At 69.3% G+C, this 22,272-nt stretch carries 16 protein-coding genes and 1 tRNA gene; 12 read left to right on the forward strand and 5 right to left on the reverse strand.

Translation table 11 applies throughout. The annotated features are described in order from the left end of the window. Window positions 1-42 precede the first annotated feature (42 nt). A tRNA-Leu gene (locus tag Pth03_RS11965) sits at window positions 43-126 on the reverse strand. A 110-nt stretch (window positions 127-236) separates the two neighbouring features. Here Pth03_RS11965 and Pth03_RS11970 point away from each other — a divergent pair. Both Pth03_RS11970 and Pth03_RS11975 read left to right on the forward strand, forming a co-directional pair. Next, the gene (locus Pth03_RS11970; protein WP_275413084.1) at window positions 237-833 is read left to right on the forward strand and encodes an ANTAR domain-containing response regulator; all 597 of its coding nucleotides are present in this window, start codon (window positions 237-239) and stop codon (window positions 831-833) included. A gap of 246 nt (window positions 834-1,079) precedes the next feature. Then, a complete protein-coding gene (locus tag Pth03_RS11975; protein ID WP_203944247.1) occupies window positions 1,080-2,360 on the forward strand; it encodes an ABC transporter substrate-binding protein in 1,281 nt (426 codons plus the stop codon). A 116-nt stretch (window positions 2,361-2,476) separates the two neighbouring features. Here the strand turns inward: Pth03_RS11975 and Pth03_RS11980 are convergent, their stop codons facing one another. After that, window positions 2,477-2,932 carry a hypothetical protein gene (locus tag Pth03_RS11980; protein WP_203944248.1) on the reverse strand — a complete coding sequence of 152 codons (456 nt, stop codon included), beginning with the start codon at window positions 2,930-2,932 and terminating at the stop codon, window positions 2,477-2,479. A gap of 270 nt (window positions 2,933-3,202) precedes the next feature. Between Pth03_RS11980 and Pth03_RS11985 the strand changes: the two genes are divergently transcribed. The 5 genes from Pth03_RS11985 to Pth03_RS12005 are packed head-to-tail and all read left to right on the forward strand — an operon-like array spanning window position 3,203 to window position 8,170. Next, window positions 3,203-4,492, forward strand: a complete 1,290-nt coding sequence (locus tag Pth03_RS11985) for an ABC transporter permease subunit (RefSeq protein WP_239118948.1) — start codon at window positions 3,203-3,205, stop codon at window positions 4,490-4,492. A 14-nt stretch (window positions 4,493-4,506) separates the two neighbouring features. After that, window positions 4,507-5,493: a branched-chain amino acid ABC transporter permease gene (locus tag Pth03_RS11990; protein WP_203944249.1), complete on the forward strand. Its 987-nt coding sequence runs from the start codon at window positions 4,507-4,509 to the stop codon at window positions 5,491-5,493. Beyond that, window positions 5,483-6,412 carry an ABC transporter ATP-binding protein gene (locus Pth03_RS11995; RefSeq protein WP_203944250.1) on the forward strand — a complete coding sequence of 310 codons (930 nt, stop codon included), beginning with the start codon at window positions 5,483-5,485 and terminating at the stop codon, window positions 6,410-6,412. Before Pth03_RS11990 ends, Pth03_RS11995 begins: the two co-directional genes overlap by 11 nt. Beyond that, window positions 6,409-7,275, forward strand: a complete 867-nt coding sequence (locus Pth03_RS12000; RefSeq protein ID WP_203944251.1) for an ABC transporter ATP-binding protein — start codon at window positions 6,409-6,411, stop codon at window positions 7,273-7,275. The genes Pth03_RS11995 and Pth03_RS12000 overlap by 4 nt, the downstream gene beginning before the upstream one ends. Before the next feature lie 22 nt (window positions 7,276-7,297). Continuing rightward, window positions 7,298-8,170: a hypothetical protein gene (locus Pth03_RS12005; protein ID WP_203944252.1), complete on the forward strand. Its 873-nt coding sequence runs from the start codon at window positions 7,298-7,300 to the stop codon at window positions 8,168-8,170. Between the two features lie 266 nt (window positions 8,171-8,436). On the opposite strand, the gene Pth03_RS12010 is transcribed toward Pth03_RS12005, so the two are convergent. After that, window positions 8,437-8,817 carry a hotdog fold thioesterase gene (locus Pth03_RS12010; RefSeq protein WP_203944334.1) on the reverse strand — a complete coding sequence of 127 codons (381 nt, stop codon included), beginning with the start codon at window positions 8,815-8,817 and terminating at the stop codon, window positions 8,437-8,439. A gap of 98 nt (window positions 8,818-8,915) precedes the next feature. Between Pth03_RS12010 and polA the strand changes: the two genes are divergently transcribed. Continuing rightward, window positions 8,916-11,597: a DNA polymerase I gene (polA, locus tag Pth03_RS12015; RefSeq protein ID WP_203944253.1), complete on the forward strand. Its 2,682-nt coding sequence runs from the start codon at window positions 8,916-8,918 to the stop codon at window positions 11,595-11,597. A gap of 73 nt (window positions 11,598-11,670) precedes the next feature. On the opposite strand, the gene Pth03_RS12020 is transcribed toward polA, so the two are convergent. After that, window positions 11,671-12,453, reverse strand: a complete 783-nt coding sequence (locus Pth03_RS12020; RefSeq protein WP_203944254.1) for a DUF2127 domain-containing protein — start codon at window positions 12,451-12,453, stop codon at window positions 11,671-11,673. Between the two features lie 57 nt (window positions 12,454-12,510). On the opposite strand from Pth03_RS12020, the gene Pth03_RS12025 reads away from it, so the two are divergent. The 4 genes from Pth03_RS12025 to coaE all read left to right on the forward strand — a co-directional run bounded on the left by Pth03_RS12025 (window position 12,511) and on the right by coaE (window position 16,466). Then, window positions 12,511-13,587, forward strand: coding sequence for a polysaccharide deacetylase family protein (locus tag Pth03_RS12025; protein ID WP_239118949.1), 1,077 nt, complete (start codon window positions 12,511-12,513; stop codon window positions 13,585-13,587). 208 nt (window positions 13,588-13,795) lie between these two features. Continuing rightward, the gene (gene rpsA / locus Pth03_RS12030) at window positions 13,796-15,262 is read left to right on the forward strand and encodes a 30S ribosomal protein S1 (protein WP_203944255.1); all 1,467 of its coding nucleotides are present in this window, start codon (window positions 13,796-13,798) and stop codon (window positions 15,260-15,262) included. A gap of 101 nt (window positions 15,263-15,363) precedes the next feature. Beyond that, window positions 15,364-15,843 carry a GNAT family N-acetyltransferase gene (locus tag Pth03_RS12035; protein ID WP_239118950.1) on the forward strand — a complete coding sequence of 160 codons (480 nt, stop codon included), beginning with the start codon at window positions 15,364-15,366 and terminating at the stop codon, window positions 15,841-15,843. A 23-nt stretch (window positions 15,844-15,866) separates the two neighbouring features. Then, the gene (coaE, locus tag Pth03_RS12040) at window positions 15,867-16,466 is read left to right on the forward strand and encodes a dephospho-CoA kinase (RefSeq protein ID WP_203944256.1); all 600 of its coding nucleotides are present in this window, start codon (window positions 15,867-15,869) and stop codon (window positions 16,464-16,466) included. A 140-nt stretch (window positions 16,467-16,606) separates the two neighbouring features. On the opposite strand, the gene Pth03_RS12045 is transcribed toward coaE, so the two are convergent. Next, a complete protein-coding gene (locus tag Pth03_RS12045; protein ID WP_203944257.1) occupies window positions 16,607-22,249 on the reverse strand; it encodes a WD40 domain-containing protein in 5,643 nt (1,880 codons plus the stop codon). Between the last annotated feature and the right edge of the window lie 23 nt (window positions 22,250-22,272).

Below are 22,272 nucleotides of genomic sequence, written 5' to 3' on the forward strand. Positions count from 1 at the left end.
CCATGCCATCCGTCACCGACGGTTTCCGTCGGTGACGCTGGGTGCCGGAAGCGGGACTCGAACCCGCACGCCCTTTCAGGCGGACGCTTTTGAGGCGTCTATGTCTGCCTATTCCATCATTCCGGCTGGTTGGTCCGGTTGTGTCCGGATTGCCAGGTTTTGCCCATGGAGCATATGCCGATCATCTACCCACCTGGCGTGGTCCTAATGTAGCGGACGTCGGTAACCTCTTGTGCGTGAGTACGCAGCGGCGAGTGGTGATCGCAGAAGACGAGGCACTGATCCGTCTCGACCTCAAGGAGATGCTCGAAGAGGACGGCTACGCCGTCGTGGGCGAGGCCGGCGACGGGGAGACCGCGGTGAAGCTGGCGGTCGAGATGCGGCCCGACCTGGTGATCCTCGACGTGAAGATGCCGGTGCTCGACGGCATATCGGCCGCGGAGCGGATCGTCTCCGAGCGGATCGCGCCCTGTCTCATTCTGACCGCGTTCTCGCAGCGCGATCTGGTGGAGCGGGCCAGGGACGCGGGGGCGATGGCCTATCTGGTCAAACCGTTCACCAAGGGCGATCTCGTTCCGGCGATCGAAATGGCGGTCAGCCGTCATGAGGAGATTTCCGCGCTGGAAAAGGAGGTCTCGTCGCTTTCGGAGCGGCTGGAGACCAGGAAGCTTGTGGAGAGGGCAAAAGGCCTGCTCATGTCCCAGCACGGATGGACCGAGCCGCAGGCTTTCCGCTGGATTCAGAAGGCGTCGATGGACCGGCGGATGAGCATGCGCGAGGTGGCTCAGATCGTTGTGACGGAAGGGGCGGGAGGGTCGCGGCCGTCCGAGTGATGCGGCGTCTCACAGCCGGCTCGGATGGCGGTGTGAGAATTGCGGACCGGCCGGTCGGTTCTTTCCGGTCGCCTGCTCAGAAAGGTTCCCTTCCTAAGTTGAGGAGTTATTACGACTCCGCAACCAAGTGTGGACAGTTCTGACGCACGCCTGGTCGCAGGCCCACTGCGGTATGTACGTTTCCAGCATTCGATCGGGACCGTCGGCAATGCTGTCGTTTCCCGGCCTGGATGAAGGAGATGCTTCATGATCCGCATTGCCCCCCTTGGGCGTGTGCTGGCCGTCGCCGCGGCTGCCAGTCTCGCCCTGACGGCCTGTGGCGGTGGCGAGGAGTCCGCCGCGCCGGCTACCTCGGCGCCCGCCTCCTCTTCGGCGCCCGCCGCCAAGGGTGACGGCGTCCTCACCATTGGCGCACTGTTGCCGCAGACCGGTGACCTCGCCTTCCTCGGGCCGCCGGAGTTCGCGGGCGTCAAGCTGGCGGTTCAGGAGATCAACGCCGCTGGTGGCGTGCTCGGCAAGCCGGTCGTCGAGATCGACACCGACTCGGGCGACACCAAGACCGACATCGCTTCGCAGTCCGTGGACAAGCTGCTGCAGCAGAAGGCGGACACCATCATCGGTGCGGCCTCGTCGGGCGTCTCCAAGACGGTCATCGACAAGATCACGAGCGCCGGTGTTGTTCACTTCTCGCCGGCGAACACCTCGCCCGAGTTCACGACCTACAACGACAAGGGCCTGTACTTCCGTACGGCTCCGTCGGACGTTCTGCAGGGCCGTGTCCTCGGTGACCTGATCGTCCAGGACGGCAGCGACTCCGTGGCGATCCTGAACCGTCAGGACTCCTACGGCAACGGCCTGGCCGACGAGGTCGAGAAGTCGGTCACCAGTGGTGGTGGCGAGGTCGTCTCGAAGACGGCCTACGACCCGGCGGCCGCGGACTTCTCCGCCGACGTCGCGAAGATCAAGTCGTCGAACCCGAAGGCCATCGCGCTCATCGCGTTCAACGAGACCACGAAGATCATCCCTGAGCTCAAGAAGCAGGGTCTGGGCCCGGACAAGGTCAAGATCTACTTCGTCGACGGAAACCTCGCGGACTACTCCAGCGACTTCCCGAAGGGCACGCTCGCGGGGATCAAGGGCACGCTGCCCGGCGCCGCTTCCTCCGACGACTTCAAGAAGAAGCTTCTCACGGTCGACCCGGAGCTGAGGGACTACAGCTACGCGCCCGAGTCCTACGACGCCACCACGCTGACCGCCCTGGCGGCAGAGGCGGCGAAGGACGACTCCGGCACGGCCATCGCGTCCAAGCTGGTCGAGGTCAGCAAGGGCGGCGAGAAGTGCACCGACTTCAAGGCCTGCCTCGACCTGCTCAAGGCCGGCAAGGACATCGACTACGACGGCGTCAGCGGTCCGGTCGAGTTCAGCGACGCCGGTGACCCGTCGGAGGCCACCATCGGCATCTACCAGTACGGCGACGACAACAAGTACAAGAACATCACGTACCTGAAGGGCAACGTCGCCGGCTGATCGGGATCACCGATCCGCTCGGCAGCGAGCAGCACAGCATGAGGAGGGGGCCTCGGCCGGCCAGGCCGGGGCCCCCTTGTGTCTGCGGCGGCTCGGTGTCCCGCTCAATGCCCCGCTCAATGTCGGGGGCAGCCGTCGACGATGGTGTCCGCCGCGCTTCTGTAGTCCTTGAGGAGGCGGATCTGCTCGGCGAGCGGCGTGGTGGAGGGCGCGAGCCCGTGCGTCGTCTCGCGGAGGGTGTCCTGCGCGGGCAACAGCGGAGCCGGGAGGCGGGGGCCGTACTCCGAGACGACGCCCTCGACGTAGGCGAGCCTGCCGCGCACTCCTTCGTCGAAGCTCTGCCGGTTCTCCTGCCCGGGTGGCCGCAGCAGGGGGCCGGCGAATCCGATGGCGGAGACGACGCGGGCGCAGGCGTCGTCTCGGGGGTCGGCGCCCACGACGTACTGCGCCGTGGTCGTCGAGGGCCGGGGTGGCGACGCGGACGCGTGCGGAGCTGCCGGGCTGCACGCGACGGCGACGGAAAGCGTGAAAAGGGCGGGAAGAAGTGCGGCGAGGGGCTTCGGTTGTTTCATGGCGTCATCTCTCTGCGATCACGCGGAAACGGAATCGGCCCAGTGTACGGCGGGGCTGAATATCCGGCGATTTTCCTGTTCGGGGAGCTGTTCGGAGGCAGACTTGCGGACTGCTCACGTCGGAGACACACCATGGTCACCGATTGGTGACGAACGGTCCATAAAGGGGCGTCTCGGGCTATGCTCCGCCACAGCGTCGCGGGCTCACTGTGATATCGCGCGCTTGGGAGGGGCAAAACCCCAGATCCATCTCTATTCGAGGGAGCACCATTGCGCAGTGCCGTGATTGCGTTCACGGCCTTCCTGGGTGGACTCATTCTCTTCCTGGCGGCCCCCACAGCGTGGGCGGACGGCGAGGCGCTGAAGGGGACACTCCAAAACCAAGGCCAACCGGTGAGCGGCGTCAAGATCAGCGCGGTCACCGACAGCAACGCTCCCGTCGGGGATGCGACCTCGGACGCGAAAGGCGAATGGTCGATCGCCGTCCCGAAACCCGGAACGTACAAGGTCACCCTTGATGCGAAGACCCTTCCTTCCGGTGTCGCGCTCAAATTCAAGGATCGTTCCTCGCTGACGCTTCAGGTATACGAGGGCAATGTCCGTAATGTGCTCTTTCCTCTGGTTTCGGCGGGTGCCGCGAATCAAGGCGGAGGCCAGGGCGCGGACACGAACACCGACACCGTCTGGGATGAGCTCGCCCAGCTCCTGTTCGACGGTCTCGCCCTCGGACTGATCATCGCGCTCGGCGCGCTGGGGATCTCCCTGATCTTCGGCACGACCGGCCTGACCAACTTCGCCCACGGTGAGCTGCTCACGATCGGCGCGTTCATCGCCTACGTGTTCAACACCGCCGGGCTGCACCTGCTGATCGCCGCGCCGCTGGCAGTGATCGTGGCCGCCGGGTTCGGCTACGGCCAGGAGCGGTTCTTCTGGGGGCCGCTGCGCCGCAGGAAGACCGGCCTGGTCTCCATGATGATCATCTCCATCGGCCTGGCGATCTTCTTGCGCTATCTGCTGCTGTTCATCTTCAAGGGCGAGAACCTCCCCTACGAGCAGTACGTGGCGCAGGACGGCATCCAGCTCGGGCCGATCTCCACGACGCCCAAGGGCCTGGTCGCCATGGGCGTCGAGATCGTGGTCCTGATCCTCGTCGGGCTGGCGCTGATGTTCACCCGCCTCGGCAAGGCGACCCGGGCCGTGTCGGACAACCCGGCCCTGGCGGCCTCCTCCGGCATCAACGTCGACCGCATCATCCGCATCGTGTGGGCGGCGGGCACGGCAGTGGCGGGGCTGGCCGGCGTGCTGCTCGGCACCACGCAGATCCTCAACTACCAGATGGGGCAGCAGGTGCTGCTCCTGATGTTCGCGGGCGTGACGCTCGGCGGCCTCGGCACCGCGTTCGGCGCGCTGGTCGGCTCGCTCGTGGTGGGGATTTTCGTCCAGGTCTCGACGTTGTGGATCCCGCCGGAGCTGAAGACCGTCGGCGCCCTCGTGGTGCTCATCCTCGTTCTTCTCGTCCGACCGCAGGGCATTCTCGGCCGACGTGAGCGGATCGGCTAGGGGGAGAAAGAGCAATGGACTGGAACCTCATTTTCACCCGGGCGATCGAAGCCGGGATCGGCACCGAGGCGGTCATCTACGCGCTCGCCGCGATCGGCCTCAACATCCACTTCGGCTACACGGGCCTGCTGAACTTCGGACAGGCCGGCTTCGTCGCGGTCGGCGCGTACGGTCTCGCCACGATGATCGCGACGTTCGGGCTGCCCTTCTGGGTGGGCGTGCTCACCGGCATCGCCGGCGCGGTGGTCTTCGCGTTACTCCTGGGAATTCCGACCCTGCGTCTACGGGCCGACTATCTGGCGATCGTGACCATCGCGGCGGCGGAGATCGTCCGCCTGGTGGTGCGGTCGATCGCGCTCCAGGGCACCTTCGGCGGCACCGACGGCCTGGAGGCGTTCTCCGACGGGTTCTACTCGATGAACCCCTACGGCCCCGGCGAGTACGGCATCGGCCCCATCGGGTTCGACAACCGTACGATGTGGGTCCTCACCGTCGGCTGGGTGCTCGTCGCGGTCTTCTGCGTGCTCGTCTATCTCGCCATGAACAGCCCGTGGGGTCGCGTGCTCAAGGCGATCCGCGAGGACGAGGACGCGGTGCGCAGCCTCGGCAAGAACGTCTTCTCCTACAAGATGCAGGCGCTGGTGTTCGGCGGCGTGGTCGGCGCGTTCGCGGGCTTCCTCTTCGCCCTGAGCCGGGCGGCCACCCAGCCCGACCTGTTCAGCACCGAGCTGACGTTCTACGCCTACACCGTCCTGATCCTGGGCGGCGCGGCCAGGGTGCTCGGGCCCGTGATCGGGGCGGCCCTCTTCTGGCTGCTGCTGATCCTCGTGAAGACGGGCATGGAGGAGGCGGTCAACCACCAGGTGATCACCTTCATCTCGGTGAACCAGGTGGGCGCGATCAACTACATGCTCGTGGGCCTGGGGCTGGTGCTCCTGCTCATCTTCCGGCCGCAGGGCATTCTGGGCGACAAGAGGGAGATCGCGCTCGATGCACGCTGAAACCGTCAGCGAGAAGAAGGCCGCGGCGCTGGCGGCCTTCGCGACGCTGGAGACCGAGCCCGGGGTCGCCAAGCCCGACCCCATCCTGGTCGTCGACAAGGTCGTGCGCCGGTTCGGCGGCCTGACCGCGGTGAACGTCGACCACATGGAGGTCCAGCGCGGCTCCATCACGGCGCTCATCGGCCCCAACGGAGCCGGTAAGACGACGTTCTTCAACCAGCTGACCGGATTCGACACCGCCGACGAAGGCGACTGGACCTTCAACGGCAGGTCTCTGCGGGGCGTGCCCGCCCACCGGGTCGCCCGGCACGGCATGGTCCGCACCTTCCAGCTCACCAAGGCGCTGTCGAAGCTGACCGTCGTGGAGAACATGCGGCTCGGCGCACAGAACCAGCGCGGCGAGAACTTCTTCCGCTCCCTGATCCCCGGCTTCTGGCGCGGCCAGGAAGACGAGATCACCGAGCGGGCGGAGGAGCTGCTCGAGCGGTTCAAGCTCGACGCCAAGCGGGATGACTTCGCCGGCTCCCTGTCGGGCGGCCAGCGCAAGCTGCTCGAGATGGCCCGGGCGCTCATGGTCAGCCCCGAGCTGGTCATGCTCGACGAGCCGATGGCGGGCGTCAACCCGGCCCTGACCCAGTCCCTCCTCGGCCACGTGAAGGCCCTGCGGGAGGAGGGGATGACCGTGCTGTTCGTCGAGCACGACATGGACATGGTGCGCGACATCAGCGACTGGGTCATCGTCATGGCCCAGGGGTCGGTCATCGCCGAGGGCCCGCCCGACACGATCATGGCCGACCACCGGGTCATCGACGCGTACCTCGGCGCCCACCACGACGCGCCGATGTCGGTCGAGGAGGCCGAGGAGCAACTGCAGGAGGCCGAGGCCGAGATCGAGGCTGAGATCGAGGAGAAGGCATGAGCGAGCCCACCAAGCCGGACACCCCCGAGCCCGAGGACATCCCCCAGCCCGAGGACGCCGCGACGCCTGAGGAGCGGGAGCCGGAGGCGGCGGAGTCGGCCGCGGCCGTCACCGACCGCTCCGACCACGTCGCGGGGGCGCAGAACGCGGTCCTGCGGGCCGACGAGCTGTTCGCCGGATACGTGCCGGGCGTCAACATCCTCAACGGCGCCGACCTGTACGTGAAGAAGGGCGAGCTGATCGGCATCATCGGCCCGAACGGCGCCGGCAAGTCGACCCTGCTCAAGTCGCTGTTCGGGCTGGTGAACGTGCGCAGCGGCACGATCACGCTGAACGGCGAGGACATCACCAACCTGAAGTCCCACGCCCTGGTGGCGAGGGGCGTCGGCTACGTCCCGCAGACCAACAACGTGTTCCCGAGCCTCACCATCGAGGAGAACCTCGAGATGGGCGCCTTCCAGGTGCCCAAGAAGTTCAAGGAGCGCTTCGAGTTCGTCTGCGAGATCTTCCCGGCGCTCAAGGAGCGCCGCAGGCAGCGGGCCGGGTCCCTGTCCGGCGGCGAGCGTCAGATGGTCGCCATGGGCCGGGCGCTCATGACCGAGCCGTCGGTGCTGCTGCTCGACGAACCCTCCGCGGGCCTGTCGCCGAAGCTGCAGGACCTGGTCTTCATCCAGGCCCAGCAGATCAACAAGGCAGGCGTCACGGTGATCATGGTCGAGCAGAACGCACGCCGGTGCCTGCAGATCTGCCACCGCGGCTACGTGCTCGACCAGGGACGTAATGCGTACATGGCGAGCGGCAAGGACCTGATCAACGACCCCAAGGTCATTCAGCTGTACCTGGGGACGCTGGCCAGGGCGTGACATCCGAAGGGTAGGAGGCGCCGTGGGGCGCGGTGTGCGGATCGCCGGGTTGTGGCCGGCCGTCGCGGTGGCCTTGGCAGTCAGCGCGTGCGGGCCGCGCCCGGGGCCTACTACGGCGCCTTCCACGGTGCCTCCACCCGGCGTCTCGGTCTCCGTGCAGCAGTGGCGGTCGGACGTGCCCGTCCACCGGCTGCAGATCGCGGCGCGCAACGACACGGCGACGCCTGTCTACTTCCAGGACGTGCAGCTGTCCACCGCCTCCTTCCAGGTGCTCCCTCCGCAACGGGTGGACACGACGCTCGGCAGGACGCCGCGCACCGACTTCTCCATCCCGTACGGCACGGCCCGCTGCGACCGGGACCGGATCCCGCAGGTGAGCCCGGCCGTCGTGATCGCCCATCTGCGTGTGGGGGACGGCCCGCTGCGCGAGGTGAGGTTCGCCGTCCCGCACCCCGATCCGATCCTCAGCGGCCTGCTGACCACGGAGTGCGGGGAGTTCATCCTCCGCGAGTCGGTCGGGGTCGCCTTCGGGGACTCCTGGGACCGCGTGGGGAAAGAGCTGCACGGCGTGATCCGGGTGGAGCCCAAGAACGCGGCGGGGCCGGTGACCGTCGACGACGTCGCCGGGACGACCCATTACGACCTGAAGCCCGCCTCGGGGAAGACCCGGCCGGTGACCGTGGTGCGGTCCGGCCCGGCGGAGATCCCCGTCGTCGTGACCCCGACCCGGTGCGATCCGCACGCCTTCGGCGAGGCGAAGCAGGCGTTCCTGTTCTCCCTGTGGGCGTCCGCGGGCGGCGGTGCCACCTACCGCATCGTCCTGACGCCGTCGCAGGAGGCGCAGAGGCTCTTCCAGTCTTACGCTGCCGACGTGTGCGGCTTCCCGTCGAGCTGACCGCCCCCGTTCCGCGGGCCCTCATCCTGTGGGGGACGTTGCGTCTGATCTGCGCGTCTGGTCCGGGGGGAGAAAACCGGCGAGCCCGCGGTGGACCTTTGGGACCGTGCAGAGCTTCCCCGGCTCTGCACGTTGTCTACTCGGTCTCCCACGGGCTCTGGGGCCACAACGGTAGCGACCCGAGAGGGCCGCGTGCAAAGAGAGTCGGAATCCCATCCGTTATGGGGTGATTTTCGGCAGTGCCCCTTTTGTCGAGCCCTGTCGGGTCACGCGTCGCGCAGCATGCAGGTGAGGCGCGAGGTGCAGACGCGCCGCCCCTGCTCGTCGGTGATCTCGATCTCGTAGGTCGCGAGGGTGCGGCCGCCGTGCAGGCGGGTGGCGACGCCGGTGACGTGCCCGGAGGTGGCCGAGCGGTGGTGCGTCGCGTTGATCTCGATCCCGACGGCGATCCTGCCCTCGCCGGCGTGGAGGGCTGCCCCCATCGATCCCAGGGTCTCGGCCAGCACGACCGACGCCCCACCGTGGAGCAGGCCGTACGGCTGGGTGTTGCCGGCGACCGGCATGCGCCCGACGACCCGCTCCGCGGTCGCCTCGATGATCTCGATGCCCATGCGCTCGGGCAGGTGCCCGCGGCCGGCCTCGTTCATGGCCGCCGAGATCTCGTCGGGATTGGTCAAGGTCAAAGGGATCCCTCCTGTGGGAAGAGCCCGGGATTCATGTCGTACCGGGAGACTAGGCTGCGGATGTGCCGAAGAGTGAAGCGACCCCCGACCGTCCGTGCCTGCTGCTGCTGGACGGGCATTCCCTTGCATATCGTGCGTTCTACGCCCTCAAGGACGCCAATCTCATGACGACGGACGGGCAGCACACCGAGGCGGTGTACGGCTTCACCTCGATGCTGGCCAACATCCTCCGCGACGAGCAGCCGACCCACGTGGTCGTCTGCTTCGACCGCAGCGAACCGACCTTCCGGCACGAGGCGTTCGACGGATACAAGGCCAACCGGTCGGAGACCCCCGAGGATTTCCGCGGCCAGGTGCAGCTGATCTTCGAATTGCTGGACGCGCTGGCGATCCCGCGGTTGTCGATGGCGGGGTTCGAGGCCGACGACCTGATCGCGACGCTCGCCACGGAGGCGGCGGGCAAGGACATGAACGTCCTGATCGTCACCGGTGACCGCGACGCGCTCCAGCTCGTCAACGGCGACGTCACGGTCCTCATGACGCGGCGGGGCATCAGCGACATGACCCGGTTCACCCCCGAGGCGGTCATGGAGAAGTACGGCCTCACCCCCGCGCAGTACCCCGACTTCGCCGCGCTGCGGGGCGACCCCAGCGACAACCTGCCCAGCATCCCCAGCGTGGGCGAGAAGACCGCCACCAAGTGGATCGCCGAGTACGGCTCGCTGGACGAGCTGGTCAGGCGGGCCGACGAGGTCAAGGGCAAGGTGGGCGACAAGCTGCGCGAGCACCTCGGCCAGGTGATCCACAACCGCATGCTGACTGAGCTCAAGCGCGACGTGGCCCTCGGCGTCGACGTGACCGGGCTGCGGATGGGCCAGTGGGACCGCGAGGAGATCAACAAGCTGCTCGACTCCCTGCAGATCCGCGGGGAGCTGCGCGAGCGGCTCTTCAAGACCCTCGGCACCGCCGAGCCCGAGGTCGAGGAAGGCTTCGAGCTCGAGGTCACGGTCCTCGAACCCGGCCGGATCGCCGGGTGGCTCGCCGCGCTGCCCGCCGGCCGGGCCGGCCTGGCCTTCCAGGGCCTGTACGGCAGCGGCACCGGACGGCTGGACGGCATCGCGATCGCCTCGGAGGGAGGCGCCGCCTACATCGACCCCACGCGGCTGCTCCCCGAGGACGAGGCGGCGCTGGGGGCCTGGCTGGCCGACGGGTCCCGGCCCAAGGCCGTGCACGACGCGAAGGGGCCGCTGCTGGCCCTGTGGGGGCTCGGGTTCGACCTCGGCGGGCTCACCTGCGACACCGCCCTGGCCGCCTACCTCGCGATGCCCGGCCAGCGCTCGTTCCCGCTCGACGACCTGGTCCTGCGCTACCTCCACAGGGAGCTGAGGGCTGAGTCCGCGCCCAACGGCCAGGGGTCGCTGTTCGAGGACGCCGACGCCGGGGCGGCCAAGGATCTCGCCCTGCGGGCCCAGGCCGTACGCGATCTGGCCGATGCGCTCGAAGACCACCTGTCCAAGCGCGGCGGCACCCGGCTGGTGACCGAGGTGGAGCTGCCGCTGGTCCGGGTGCTCGCCGAGATCGAGCGGGCCGGCATCGCCGCCGACCGGGAGTATTTCGCGGCGCTGGAGGCCGAGTTCGGCGCGGCGGTCAAGCAGGCCGTCGAGGCCGCCCACGACGTGGTGGGGGAGCAGTTCAACCTCGGCTCACCCAAGCAGCTGCAGGAGATCCTGTTCGGGAAGCTCGGCCTGCCGAAGACCAAGAAGATCAAGACCGGCTACACCACGGACGCCGACGCGCTCACGTGGCTCGCGGCGCAGACCGACAACGAGCTGCCCACGATCCTGCTGCGGCACCGCGACCAGACCAAGCTGCGGACCACCGTCGAGGGCCTGATCAAGGAGATCTCCGACGACGGGCGGATCCACACGACGTTCAACCAGATCGTCGCCGCGACCGGCCGCCTGTCGAGCGAGAAGCCGAACCTGCAGAACATCCCGATCCGCACCGCAGAGGGCCGGCGCATCCGCAAGGGCTTCGTCGTGGGCGAGGGCTACGACACCCTGCTGACGGCCGACTACAGCCAGATCGAGCTGCGGATCATGGCGCACCTGTCGGAGGACGCGTCGCTGATCGCGGCGTTCGAGTCCGGGCACGACTTCCACCAGGCGACCGCGGCCAGAGTCTTCGACCTGCCGGCCGAGCAGGTGGACGGCGAGCTGCGGGCGAGGATCAAGGCGATGAACTACGGCCTGGCCTACGGCCTGTCCGACTTCGGGTTGTCCGGGCAGCTCAACATCCCGGTCGCCGAGGCCAGGGCGCTCAAGGACGAATACTTCGAGGAGTTCGGCGGCGTCCGCGACTATCTCGAGGCGATCGTCGCCCAGGCCCGCACCGACGGATACACCGAGACCATCCTCGGCCGCCGGCGCTACCTGCCCGACCTGACCAGCGACAACAGGCAGCGCAGGGAGATGGCCGAGCGGATGGCGCTCAACGCGCCGATCCAGGGGTCGGCCGCCGACATCATCAAGGTCGCCATGCTCAACGTGCAGAAGGCGATCGCGGGCATGCGCTCCCGGATGCTCCTCCAGGTGCACGACGAGCTCGTGTTCGAGGTGGCGACGGGGGAGCTCGACGAGCTCACCGAGGTCGTGCGCGACCAGATGTGCGCCGCCTACTCCCTGCGGGTGCCGCTCAGCGTCTCCGTTGGCGTCGGTTCGACGTGGGAGGACGCGGGGCACTGACGGCCCCGCCGTATGGGCCGCCGGTGGGAGGCGCTACCGGTCGGAGGCGCCGCGCTCATTCCTGCCGGTGCGCTCATCCCGGCCGGTGGGTGGTGCGGCCCCGGGCCTGAATCCCCGCGGTCTCCACTTCGAGGAGGCTCGCCTCGTCCAGCTCGCGATCATGGGCGGGGCGGCCGCCGCGAAGGCCGAACAGCCGTTTGCTCAGCGCGATGTAGGCCACCACGGCGATGTTGATCAACAGGATGACGATCCGGGTGGCGGTCACCCTCTCCGCCAGCTCGTATAGCTCCACCGGGATGAACGCCGAGGTGATCACCACGGAGAAGTACTCGCCCCAGCGCTTGAGCAGCCACAACCCCACGCCTTCGAGCATCCACATCGTCCCGAGCACGAGCAGCGCGAGCCCGACCCATGCGAGCGTCGTGGTCGTCGCCGCCAGGCCGGTTCTGACCGTGTGGACCACGCCGGACTGGTCCAGGTTCCACCCCAGCTTCTCGGCCAGCGGCTGGAGCAGGGGGAGGTCCTGGTTGAAGGCCCGGTTGACGGCGTCGTGTTGGGCCCTGAACCGCCAGACGCCGTAGGCGGCGGCCAGGACGAGCACGCCCTTGGCCCACCGGAACACGGCGATCAGGCGCAGGATCGTCGCGTCGCGAAGCGCCCTGCCCCGCAAGACGATCGGCGCGTCCCGCGCCGGACCGGAGCCGAGCGGGGCGCCGACGACGAAGGTCCCGCACCGCAGGCACCGCCAGGCCTCGCCGACAGGGGTGTCGGTGCGCAGCCGATCGCGCAGCGCCGGGTCATCGGGCGCGTACGTGACGTGACCGTTCCTGCCGCAGGCCCGCAGACTCCAATCCACAGAAAAATTGCAACACACTACGAATCGGGTACAGACCGGCACTAAGGTCAAATAACTGTGCGGAGTGTTGCCCGAGTCACCGTTCTGGCCAACATGGCCGTGGTGCTCGTCGGCCTGGCCGTGGTCGTCCTGCTGCCCTCGGGGGATGCGGGAAACGACAGGCAAAGGGTCGTTCCAGCCACGCGGCCGTCCCCGACGCCGTCGGAGGCGTCCGCCGCCGGCAACCCCGCCGCCATCGCCGCCGCGGCGAAGAAGGTGAAGGCCAACGAGGCCGGGATGATCCCCGTGATCATGTACCACCGCCTTCTGCGCAGGCGGATCGCCTCGATCGACAGGACTCCGGCCCAGTTGCGCGCCGAACTGGCGAGGCTGGCGAGGGAGCACTACGTGCCCATCACGGCGGCCGAGTTCGTCTCGGGGAAGTTCAGCGTCCCGGCCGGGACGCACCCCGTCGTGCTGACGTTCGACGACGGCCACCCGAGCCACTTCGCTCTCGACGCCCACGGCAGGCCCAAGAAGGACACCGCGGTCGAGATCATCGAGGAGACGGCGGCCAGGTTCCCCGGATTCCGCCCCGTCGCGACGTTCTGGGTCAACGGCACCCCCTTCGGGATCAGGGACCCGGCCAAGCAGAAGGAGGCGGTGAAATGGCTCGTGGGGCATGGCTTCGAAGTCGCCAACCACACCTACTCCCACCCCGACCTGCACACCCTGAAGCCCAGGGACGTCGAGAAGCAGATCGTCAGGGAGAAGCGGCTGCTCGGGCGGCTCGGCGCCCCCGAGTCCACCACGTTCGCTCTGCCGTACGGCTCTAGCCCGAAGAAGAGCGGCCTCGCCCATAAAGGATCATGGGACGGGACTTCGTATCGTTTTGATGGAGTTTTTCTGGCATCGGCGAAACCTTCGGTTTCGCCTTACGCGAAAGCCTTCCCCCGGTATGCGATCCCTCGGGTGCAATCGAACGGGAAGAGGACGGGATGTCCCCGGTTCTGCACGGAATACTGGCTGAACTGGCTGGACGAACACCCACGTGAGCGCTACACCTCGGACGGGGACCCGGCCCACGTCGCGGTGCCGAGGAACCTCAAGAGTAAAATCGCTACAAGTTGGGCCAAAGCTGTCATCGCGTATTAGCGTGTAGGGGTCCGTATCGGATTGACCCAGCACGCCACGTCTCATATGCTGATCGCTGCGTTGTGGGCTCGCGCGCGTCTCGGACGGAGCGGCTCGCGCTCGATCATTCGATGTTGGGGATCGTCAGATCAGCGGCTCCGATGACCGAAAACCGGCCCGCCACGCGCCCGCCACAACGACATCTGTCCGGTTCGGAGCAACTCCACACATGACGAGCAGCACTGAGGCCACCTCGAACACCCCGCAGGTAGCGGTCAACGACATCGGTTCCGAGGAGGCCTTCCTCGCCGCGATCGACGAGACCATCAAGTACTTCAACGACGGCGACATCGTTGAAGGCACCGTTGTCAAGGTCGATCGAGACGAGGTCTTGCTCGACATCGGCTACAAGACCGAGGGTGTCATCCCCTCTCGCGAGCTCTCCATCAAGCACGACGTCGACCCCGCTGAGGTCGTCGAGGTCGGGGAGCACGTCGAGGCCCTGGTCCTCCAGAAGGAGGACAAGGAAGGCCGTCTGATCCTGTCCAAGAAGCGCGCTCAGTACGAGCGGGCCTGGGGCACGATCGAGAAGATCAAGGACGAGGACGGCATCGTCACCGGTACGGTCATCGAGGTCGTCAAGGGTGGTCTCATCCTCGACATCGGCCTCCGCGGCTTCCTGCCGGCCTCCCTGGTCGAGATGCGCCGCGTCCGCGACCTGCAGCCGTACGTCGGCCGGGAGCTCGAGGCCAAGATCATCGAGCTGGACAAGAACCGCAACAACGTGGTCCTGTCCCGCCGTGCCTGGCTCGAGCAGACCCAGTCCGAGGTGCGCCAGACGTTCCTCAACACCCTGCAGAAGGGTCAGGTCCGCAAGGGCGTCGTCTCCTCGATCGTCAACTTCGGCGCCTTCGTGGACCTCGGCGGCGTCGACGGTCTGGTCCACGTCTCCGAGCTGTCCTGGAAGCACATCGACCACCCCTCCGAGGTCGTCGAGGTCGGCCAGGAGGTCACGGTCGAGGTCCTCGACGTCGACATGGAGCGCGAGCGGGTCTCGCTGTCGCTCAAGGCGACGCAGGAAGACCCCTGGCAGCAGTTCGCCCGCACCCACCAGATCGGCCAGGTCGTTCCCGGGCGCGTCACCAAGCTGGTGCCGTTCGGTGCGTTCGTCCGGGTCGAGGAGGGCATCGAGGGCCTGGTCCACATCTCCGAGCTGGCCGAGCGCCACGTGGAGATCCCGGAGCAGGTCGTGCAGGTCGGCGACGAGATCTTCGTCAAGATCATCGACATCGACCTGGACCGCCGCCGCATCTCCCTGTCGCTGAAGCAGGCGAACGAGGGTGCGATCGGCGCCGACGTCGAGTTCGACCCCACGCTGTACGGCATGGCGGCGACCTACGACGACCAGGGCAACTACATCTACCCCGAGGGCTTCGACGCCGAGACCGGCGAGTGGCTCGAGGGCTTCGACAAGCAGCGCGAGGAGTGGGAGCGGCAGTACGCCGAGGCCCAGGCCCGCTTCGAGGCGCACAAGACGCAGGTCGAGAAGGCCCGCGCCGAGGAGGCCGAGGCCAGCGAGGCCGCTCCGTCCTCCTACACCGGCGAGACCACGGGCACGGCTCAGTCGGGCGGCGCTCTCGCCTCCGACGAGGCGCTCGCCGCCCTCCGCGAGAAGCTGGCCGGCGGCCAGAGCTGACCGCAGCAGGGACACGGCTCAGGAAGGCCCCGCTCCGGCGGGGCCTTCCGCATGTCCGGGGACCGTGCGGCCGGCCGCCGGCGCGCCGATAAGGTGGCCGCGTGGCGGACATCGACGTGGACATCGACGTGGACATCGAGCGGGCCCGCCCCGAAGACGCGGGTGAGATCCTCACCCTCCAGCGGGCGGCCTACGTGACCGAGGCCCAGCTGTACGGGGATCCGTTCATCGGGGCGCTCGTCGAGTCCGCCGATCAGGTGCGCGAGGTCATCGCCACCGGCGTCGTGCTGAAGGCGACCGAGGGGTCCAGGATCGTGGGATCCGTCCGGGGCAAGGTGTCGGGTTCGACCTGCCTGGTCGGCCGCCTGGTCGTCGCCCCCGACCGCCAGGGCGAGGGCATCGGAACCGCACTGCTGACCGCGATCCACGAGACCGTTCCCGGCGTGACGGCGTTCGACCTGTTCACCGGGCACCTGTCCGGGGGCAATCTGCGGCTCTATCGCCGCCTCGGCTACCGCGAGACCCACAGGGAACGCCTGCAGGACCACCTGACACTCGTGCACCTGCGCCGCGACGCCTGAACATCACTCGGTAGGCTTCGGGCGTGCTGAAGGTTGGCCTGACAGGCGGCATAGGTTCGGGCAAGAGCGAGGTCTCCAAGAGGCTCGCGGCGGCCGGGGCGGTGGTCATCGACGCCGACCGGATCGCCCGCGAGGTGGTGGAGCCGGGAACGGCCGGTCTCGCCGAGATCGTCGAGGCGTTCGGCGACGGCATCCTGCTCCCGGACGGCGCGCTCGACCGGGAGAAACTCGGCTCGATCGTCTTCGCCGACCCCGAGAAGCTGAAGGTTCTCAACGGGATCGTGCATCCGAAGGTCGGCGCCCGCGTGGGCGAGCTGCAGGACGCCGCCCCCCAAGACGCGATCGTGGTCTACGACGTGCCGCTGCTGGCCGAGAACAACCTCGCCCCCCTGTACGACGTGGTGATCGTGGTGGACGCGTCCGACGAGACCCGCCTAGAGCGTTTGCGGAAATTTCGGGATATGCCCGAGGCGGCGGCCCGGGCTCGAATCCAGGCGCAGGCCTCCCGCGCGGACCGCCTGAAGATCGCGGACATCGTGATCGACAATGAGGGCTCCCTCGACGCGCTCGACGCCCGCGTGGCCGAGGTGCTGGCCGTGCTCCAGGCCCGGGCGAACTCCTAGCGCTCCGGCCGCCGGCCACAAGCTCCGCCGCGCCGCATGCCCCGCGCGCGGCGGCGGGGGCGCGGCGGAGCCGGTCGGCAGCGGGCCAGGGCAGCGGGGCCAGGGCAGCGGGGCCAGGGCAGCGGGGCCAGGGCAGGGGGTCAGAAGGGCTCGTCGAGGGCGAGCCTGCGCACCTCCGGCAGGTAGGCTTCGTCCGGTTCGAACCGGCACATCCCGATGACGTACCAGAACTGGCCGGCCACCTCGCCCTCCTGCTTGTAGCGGCCGTCCGGTGAGAAGGCGGCCCATCCCTCCGGTAACCCCAGCAGGCTGGCCCGCTGGGTCCACGACGCCGTGTCCCAGAGCAGCACCACGCCGTCGTCGCCCGCGCTGGCCAGAAGGTCGCCCGCCGGGCTGAAGGCCACCGACCAGATGCGCCGGGTGTGCCCGGTGAGCGCTCGTACGGGCTCGCCCGAGGAGGCGTCCCACAGGCGGACGGTGAGGTCGTCCCCTCCGGTCGCCACCAGCCGGCCGTCGGGGCTGAAGGCGACCGTCCACAACCGGCCCGTGCCGCCGTCGAGCACGTGGCGGCACTCGCCCGACGACGTGTCCCAGATCCGGGCGGTGCCGTCGTTGCTCGCGCTGGCCAGAAGGCCGCCCGACGGGTGGAAGACCACCGAGTAGACCCGTTCTCCGTGGCCGCTCAGCGTCATGACGCCGTCGCCGCCGTCGACGTCCCAGAGCCGCACGAGGCGGTCGTCGCATCCGGTGGCCACCAGCCGGCCGTCGGGGCTGAAGGCGATCGACCTGACCCTTCCCCGGTGGTCGGCCAGGTTTCTCACCTGGCGGCCGGTGGTGCGGTACCACAGCCGGACGCTGTCGTCGTCGTTGGCGGTGGCGAGCAGTTCGCCGTCGGGGCTGAACGCCTCAGCCCACACGTGGTCGGTCTCGACGTTGAGCTCACGCTCGTAGGTGCCGGCGGCGGTGTTCCACAGGTAGACGCCGCCGTCGTTGCTCGCCGTGGCGAGCACGGGCGCCACCGGGCTGAAGATGGCCGAGACGAGCCGGTCGGCGGTCCCGGTGAGCGACCGGAGGCGGCGCCCGGTGTGCGGATCCCACAGGCGCACATAGCCGTCGTTTCCGCAGGTGGCGAGGGTGCTGCCGTCGGCGGAGAACCGTACGGCCGTGATCCGCCTGCCATGGCCGCGCAGCGTCTGACGGCACTGGCCGGTCGCGGGGTCCCACAGCCGGGTGGTCCCGTCGTTGCTGCTGGTGATGAGCTGCTGACCGTCGGGCCGGAACGCGAACGGCCACACCGATCCGCGGTGGCCGGTCAGCTCGGCCCGCTGCTGCCCCGTCGCCACGTCCCAGACCCGCACGACGCCGTCGCTGTCGCCGGTCGCGAGCAGTTCGCCCGTCGGGCTGAACAGGACCTGGTAGACCGCTCCGCTGTGGCTCGGGATCGCCCCCACCTGGTCGCCGCCGGCCGGATCCCACAGGCGTACGGCACCACGGGTGTCGCCGGAGGCCAGCAGACGCCCCTCGGGATGGAACGCGAGGGTGTAGATCCGCCCGGGATGCCCCGTGATCTCGCGCAGGAGGTCGCCGGTCCTGGGGTCCCACACGCGCAGCACACCCTGGCCGTCGCCGGCGGCCAGGAGCCGCCCGTCGGGGCTGAGGGCGAGGCGGTAGACGCTGCCCGTGTGGCCGGTCAGCTCCCGGCGGACTCGGCCGGTGGCCAGGTCCCAGATCCTGATGGTCCCGGAGGCGTCGCCGGTGATCAACAGGCCGGGCAGGAAGACGGCGCTGTAGATGGGCGCGGTGTGGCCGGGCAACTCCAGCGGGTGCTCGCCGGACGACCAGACCCGCATCACGCCGTCGGCTCCGCCCGCCGCGATCAGGTCGCCTGAGGACGCCACGGGCCACACGCCGTCGGGATGCCCGTGGAGGACGCGGAGCTGGGCTCCTGTGGCCGGGTCCCACACCCGGACCGTGCCGTCGGCGGCTCCGGTGATCAGGCCGGCGTCGCCGTACACGACCTTGTAGACGCGGCCGCGATGTCCCTGGAGGGTCCGCAGCGGGGAGCCGGTGACGCTGTCGCAGACGAGCACGCCGCCGTCCTCGCTGCCGACGGCGACCATGCCGCCGTCCCGGCTGTAGGCGACCGGCTCGGGCAGCCTGCTGCTCTGGAAGTGATATCCGTACGGCACGCCGACGAGGGCGGGGGCGAGTTCGGCGGTCACCGGCCGGCCGGGGGCGATCGCGGCGCCCCGCAGTTCGGGGGCGTCGTGGGGGACCCCGGTCGCGTGGAGCAAGGCCGCCCTGTCCCAGCGGCTGCGCTCGATCGCGATGTCGCGTAGATCGGCCCGGGCGAGCCTGGCCCGGGTGAGGTCGGCGCCGCGCAGGTCGGCCCCGGCCAGTGTGGCCTCGTCCAGGCGCGCACCGGCGAGCCGGGCGTCCCTCAGGACCGCGTGGGAGAGGTTGGCCCCGACGAGGCGGGCGTCGGTGAGGTCGGCTCCGGTGAGGTCGACTCCGGTGAGCTCCCGGTAGGACAGGTCCTCGCCGCTCAGCCGGGCTCCCCGCAGATCGGTCCGGGCCGAGGTGCGCAGCCGCGTCGTCACCTTGATCGCGTTGGCCCTCGAGACGTCGTCGGCGTCGGCCGAGGCCAGGGTCCTGGCGGCCCAGGTCTGGAGTGCCCCCGCGTCCGCCAGGTCGCAGAGGAAATCGACGGCCAGGGCCGACAGCGGACGCAGTGCGAGCCCGTCGAGTGACACGGCGAGGTGCCGCGCGACCAGCCACTCCACGACCGAGGCGTGGATGAAACCGAAGAGCCCCTCGTCGGTGCGCACCAGGAGGCTGCCAGCGCCGACCGCGTGCACGGCCTGCCCGGCCGACAGGCGTCCGCCCGTCCCGTCCGGGCTGCCCGTGAGGTCGGTCAGCGTGGCGGCCACATCCGACAGCTCCGCCGGCTGCAGGTAGGTCTCCCCGGTCTCCCACAACCGGAGGGCGAGCGTGGTGGTCGCCTGCCACAGGGCGTCCCTGGTGAGGCCGCCGGGCGCCCCGGCCACGCCACGGGTGCGGTTCTCCTCGAACGCCAGCCAGGTGTCGAGGATCTCGTGGTACAGCCCGGCCGCGCTGATGGTCTCCCCGGCCTGCGCGACGGCCCGCAGCCGTTCCTCCGGCAGGTCGGCGATGAAGCCGAGCATCCGGGGGTTGTGGGCCAGGCCCAGCAGGTCGCCGATGCCCTGCAGCAGTTCCATCCGCTCGTCTGCCGCGCGCTCCCCGCCGTACCTGTTGACCAGGTAGGCGTGGATCTGGTCCGTGGAGAACTCCTCGATGCTCAGCACCCGCCGGTTGGGCAGCAGGCCCACCTTCTCGCCGAGCGCGGTCATCACCTGGCTCTGCGACTTGAAATGCTGTGTACGGCCGGCCACCACGATCTTGGCCTTGTCCTCGGCCGCCTGGAGCAGCGTGTCGAGGTGGTCGGTCGCCCGTTCGTAGGTGAGCCGGGTGACGAGCTCGTCGAAGCCGTCGAAGAGCAGCACGATCCGGCCCTGGCGCAGCATGTAGTGGAACGCCTTGAGGTCGATCAGCTCCTCCCCGTGGTTGGCGAGGTGGGCGGCGACCAGCCCGGCGACCGAGTGGGCCTTGTCGAGGGCGCGCAGTTCGATGAGGATCGGCGTCAGATGGGGCAGCTCGGCGGGGATCCGGCGGGCCACCTCGTGCAGCGAGAACGTCTTGCCCCGGCCGAAGTCGCCCAGCACGAGCATGAACCTGCCGTGGTCGGCGGCCAGCAGGCGCATCAGCTCGCCGGTGAGGTCGTCGCGCACAGCGCCGGACGCCCGGTCGAGCTCGCGGAACCTCTGCGGCACGTAGAGCTCGGGCGGGTAGCGCCGGTCGCCCCGCAGCCGGGCCGTCTGCGCGGCGACGTAGTCGGACAGGTCGAGCAGGCCCTGGAACTCGATGAAACTGCGCAGGCGCAGCCCGCGCCTGAGCGCGTCGTCACGCAGGGCCTGCGGCGGGGTCGGGCCCTGGTAGACGAGCTCGGACCCCGGCTCCAGCCCCGCCGCATGGACGCGGCCGAGGAAGGCCTCGACGTGGTCCGCGCTCACCGGTCCCACGTGTGCGCCGATCAGGAACTGCCGCACGAAGCCGTCTTCGGGGTGGGTCACCAGCAGGTACGGAGGCTCGCCGGCCACCCTGCGGATCTTCGACCGCTCGAAACGGGTCTCGCACACCTCGGTGATCCGGTCCAGCAGCAGGTCGGCCGGGCCGTCCATCACCGGGCCGGGGACGTCGGCCTCCGGCTCGGGTTCGGGCGCGTGACCCTGCGGCCGCCACACCCGCCAGGCGTACGGCAGGACCTCCGGGTCGCGCACGTCGCGGCGGTCGCGGACCCACCGCCGCATGCCCTCGGGCGTGATCTCGATGAGCTGGTGGCGGCCGGGCGCCGGCGCGGGCACGCACGGCAGACCCTCCATCTCCCAGACGTCAGGATCGCCGCGCCGGGGCTCGTGGCCGTGGAGGAGCAGGTCGAGACGCGAGCCGAGGAGGCGCTCCAGCGTCGCCGCGTCCCGCATGCCGCCCCTCGGCGGGTGGGCGACCAGGCCGATCCGCAGCCACCCGTCGAAGGCGCGCATCCGCTCGGCGAACCACGCGGCCTGCGCCTCCCCGATGAACCCGTGATCGTCCTCCTCGCGGTGGCTCATCGCGATCGTCGAGTTCAGCCCGGCGACGGCGACCCGCAGCTCGGGCACGTCGAACACCGTCCACGGCTGGGCGCTGTCGAAGGACGGGCCGTCCAGGCCCTGGTAGATCTCCTTGAAGAGGTTGGAGAAATGCCGCCACTTCGGCCAGTACGGCGGGCGCGGGTGCACGTCGTCGGCCTCGCACGTGGCGAAATAGGCCCGGCAGGCGGCTTTGGTGACGTCCCGAGGCCCTGGGACGATCATCAGTCGTCCGGGCTCCAGGCCCAGCAGCACCCGCAGACCCGTCAGGAACGTCAGCGCCTGCTCGCATTCGCGGATGCTGCCCGACTCGGTCAGGTCGCCTGTCACCACCAGCAGATCGGGCCTGGGCGCTCCCGCGTCGGCCAGGCGGGTCAGGTCGGCCCAGATGGCGGCCTGCAGCTCACCGGCGTCGAGCGGATCGTCGGCCTCGGCGAGGCCGCGCCCGAAGCGTGGCCCGGCGATGTGGAGCAGCGTGACCGACGCCGCCCCGCTCTGCCGCGCGTCTGTTGGGAACGCGGGCGCGGAGACGGGCGTGCGCCGGGCCCGCGGCGTCCTGACGGCCTCGATCTGTTCCGTCCGGTCGGCCCGCGGAGTCACCGCTGCGGCGGGGCCAGTGGGGAAGCGCGGCTGTTCGGCGGGTTTGGCCCGCCCGGCGAGCGACTGCCTGATGCGGGTCAGCAGCAGCCGCCTCGCCTCGTCCTGGTCGGTCACGCCGACGAGGTCGACCCAGGTGATCGTGGACAGCAGTCCTTCGAGCGGGCAGTCCTCCACGCGGACCGTCACGAGCTTGTTCGACGGGTTGTCGGGGTCGGCGCGCAGCGCCGCCTGCCATTCGAGCCTGCCGTACCGCGACTGGAGGTAGTTGCGGCTGAGGACGGCGACGACGAGGTCGGCCTCGCTGACGCCGCGGTCCATGAAGTCGATGAAGTTGGTGCCGGGCACGAAGTCCCACGCCTGGAGCATCGTGCGGTAGCCGGCGGTCTCAAGCTGCCACGCGATCCAGGCGGCCCAGCGCTCGTCAGCGGGGGAGTAGCTGACGAAGATCTCGGTGCGCTCGTCCTCGCGCCGGTTCATGCGCCCGACCGTGTCGCCGCAAT

The sequence above is a fragment of the Planotetraspora thailandica genome (assembly GCF_016863335.1).
In the GTDB taxonomy this organism is placed as follows: domain Bacteria; phylum Actinomycetota; class Actinomycetes; order Streptosporangiales; family Streptosporangiaceae; genus Planotetraspora; species Planotetraspora thailandica.

Coding starts and splice junctions, on each gene's coding strand:
- Pth03_RS11975 (WP_203944247.1), top strand. CDS start 1,080: ATGATCCGCATTGCCCCCCTTGGGCGTGTGCTGGCCGTCGCCGCGGCT.
- Pth03_RS11980 (WP_203944248.1), bottom strand. CDS start 2,932: ATGAAACAACCGAAGCCCCTCGCCGCACTTCTTCCCGCCCTTTTCACG.
- Pth03_RS11990 (WP_203944249.1), top strand. CDS start 4,507: ATGGACTGGAACCTCATTTTCACCCGGGCGATCGAAGCCGGGATCGGC.
- Pth03_RS11995 (WP_203944250.1), top strand. CDS start 5,483: ATGCACGCTGAAACCGTCAGCGAGAAGAAGGCCGCGGCGCTGGCGGCC.
- Pth03_RS12000 (WP_203944251.1), top strand. CDS start 6,409: ATGAGCGAGCCCACCAAGCCGGACACCCCCGAGCCCGAGGACATCCCC.
- Pth03_RS12010 (WP_203944334.1), bottom strand. CDS start 8,817: ATGAACGAGGCCGGCCGCGGGCACCTGCCCGAGCGCATGGGCATCGAG.
- rpsA (WP_203944255.1), top strand. CDS start 13,796: ATGACGAGCAGCACTGAGGCCACCTCGAACACCCCGCAGGTAGCGGTC.
- Pth03_RS12045 (WP_203944257.1), bottom strand. CDS start 22,249: ATGAACCGGCGCGAGGACGAGCGCACCGAGATCTTCGTCAGCTACTCC.